The organism is Stenotrophomonas sp. 05L414_2 (genome assembly GCF_056397905.1).
The window spans coordinates 1-2601 of sequence record NZ_JBFTOJ010000277.1 but is presented as its reverse complement, the minus strand read 5'-3'; the positions used below and the strand labels follow the sequence as shown (position 1 = coordinate 2601).

General features: G+C 65.1%; 2 protein-coding genes and 1 pseudogene. All 3 read left to right on the top strand.

Translation table 11 applies throughout. The features are described from left to right. A pseudogene (locus tag AC1DJN_RS21485) lies at positions 1-298 on the top strand (TldD/PmbA family protein); the annotation flags it as partial. Between the two features lie 27 nt (positions 299-325). Next, the gene (locus AC1DJN_RS21480) at positions 326-1960 is read left to right on the top strand and encodes a TldD/PmbA family protein (RefSeq protein WP_478040174.1); all 1635 of its coding nucleotides are present in this window, start codon (positions 326-328) and stop codon (positions 1958-1960) included. Positions 1961-1981: 21 nt separating this feature from the next. Then, positions 1982-2601: PmbA/TldA family metallopeptidase (locus AC1DJN_RS21475; protein ID WP_478040172.1), on the top strand; the 620-nt coding region annotated here is incomplete at its 3' end.

Sequence of the window (2601 nt, the reverse complement as noted above, 5' to 3'; positions counted from 1 at the left end):
CGGCTCGTACTCCATCGACCAGCAGCGCTACAACGCGCAGTTTGGCGGCCAGCTGTACTACCAGATCAGGAACGGAAAGATCACCGGCATGGTCGAGGATGCGGCCTACCAGATCCGCACGCCGGAGTTCTGGAACGCCTGCACCGCCATCTGCGATGAACGCGACTTCCGCCTTGGCGGTTCGTTCTTCGACGGCAAGGGCCAGCCCGGCCAGGTGTCGGCGGTCTCGCACGGTTCGTCCACCACCCGTTTCAACGGCATCAACATCATCAACACCGCGCGCAGTCTCGGCGTTTGAGCCACCCGTCCTTCATGGAGAGCAGCCTTGCACAGACGTGACTTCCTGGCCCTGACCGGGCTTACCGCTGGCGGCCTGATCGTGCCGTCGTTCTTCGGCAAGGCGATCGCCGCCGAGCAACTGCAGTCCAGCCTCGACCCTGCGCTGAAGAAGCGCCTGGCCGACGCCGCCCTGCAGGCCGCGCGCAGCGCCGGCGCCACCTACTGCGACGTGCGCATCGGCCGCTACCTGCGGCAGTTCGTGATCACCCGCGAGGACAAGGTGCAGAACGTGGTCAACACCGAGTCCACCGGTGTGGGCATCCGCGTGATCGTCAACGGCGCCTGGGGCTTTGCCGCCACCAATGCGCTCAGCACCGCCGACGTGGTCCGTGCCGCGCAGCAGGCCGCGGCGATCGCCAAGGCCAACGCGGGCGTGCAGACCGCGCCGGTGCAGCTGGCCAAGGCGCCGGGCGTGGGCGAGGTCAGCTGGAAGACGCCGATCCGCAAGAACGCGATGGAGGTGCCGATCAAGGAGAAGGTCGACCTGCTGCTGGACGTCAACGCCGCGGCGATGGGCGCCGGCGCCAGCTTCGTCAACTCGATGCTGTTCCTGGTGAACGAGCAGAAGTACTTCGCCTCCACCGACGGTTCCTACATCGACCAGGACGTGCACCGCATCTGGGCACCGATGACGATCACCGCCATCGACAAGGCCAGCGGCAAGTTCCGCACCCGCGAAGGCCTGTCCGCACCGATGGGCCTGGGCTACGAGTACCTCGATGGCGCGGCTGCCGGCAAGGTGCTCACGCCCAATGGCGTGGTCAACTACGGCTCGTCCTACGACATGAAGGAAGATGCCATCGCGGCGGCCAAGCAGGCGCAGGAGAAGCTGAAGGCGCCGTCGGTGAAGCCCGGTAAGTACGACCTGATCCTGGATCCGTCGCACACCTGGCTGACCATCCACGAGTCGATCGGCCACCCGCTGGAGCTGGACCGCGTGCTCGGCTACGAAGCCAACTACGCCGGCACCAGCTTCGCCACCCTGGACAAGCGCRAGCAGCATTTCCAGTACGGCAGCGAGCACGTGAACATCTTTGCCGACAAGACCCAGCCGGGCAGCCTCGGCGCGGTCGCGTACGACGATGAAGGCGTGAAGTGCAAGCGCTGGGACCTGATCAGCAACGGCAAGCTGGTCGACTACCAGACCATCCGCGACCAGGCCCACATCCTCGGCAAGACCGAATCCGATGGCTGCTGCTATGCCGACTCGTGGTCCAGCGTGCAGTTCCAGCGCATGGCCAACGTGTCGATGGCGCCGGGCAAGTCGCCGCTGAGCGTGTCGGACATGATCAAGGACGTGGAGAACGGTATCTACATCATCGGGGATGGTTCGTTCTCGATCGACCAGCAGCGCTACAACGCGCAGTTCGGCGGCCAGCTGTTCTACGAGATCAAGAACGGAAAGATCACCCGCATGCTCGAAGACGTGGCCTACCAGATCCGAACCCCGGAATTCTGGAATGCCTGCAGTGCCGTGGCCGATGAACGCGACTACCGCCTGGGCGGTTCGTTCTTCGATGGCAAGGGCCAGCCCGGCCAGGTTTCGGCGGTCTCGCACGGTTCGTCCACCGCGCGCTTCAACGGCATCAACGTCATCAACACCGCACGCAGCCTCGGCTGACCGGTCAGGAGCCCTTACACCATGAGTATCTTCACCGAAGCCCAGGCCAAGGCCATCCTCGACAAGGTCATCGCCCTGTCCAAGGCCGATGAGTGCACGGCCGTACTGGCCGGTTCCATCAACGGCAACATCCGTTTCGCCCTGAACAACGTGTCCACCAGCGGCATCGTCGACAACACCGAACTGGCCGTCACCGTGGCCTTCGGCAAGCGCGTGGGTACCGCCTCGATCAACGAGTTCGACGACGCGGCGCTGCAGCGCGTGGTGCGTCGCGCCGAAGACCTGGCCCGCCTGGCCCCGGAAAACCCGGAGTTCATGCCGGCCATCGGCAAGCAGACCTACCGCCCCAGCCCGACCTTCAGCGAATCCACCGCCGCCATCGATCCGGCCTTCCGCGCCAAGGTCGCCGCCGATTCGATCGCGCCGTGCCGTGGCAACGGGCTGATCGCTGCAGGCTTCCTCGAAGACGGCCAGGGTTTCTACGCCACCGCCAACAGCAATGGCAACTTCGGCTACCAGCGCACCACCAACTTCGACTACACCTGCACCGTGCGCACCGAAGACGGCCGTGGTTCGGGCTGGGTGGGTCGCAACCTGAAGGACGCTGCCGACTTCAAGGCCGACCAGGACATCCGCATCGC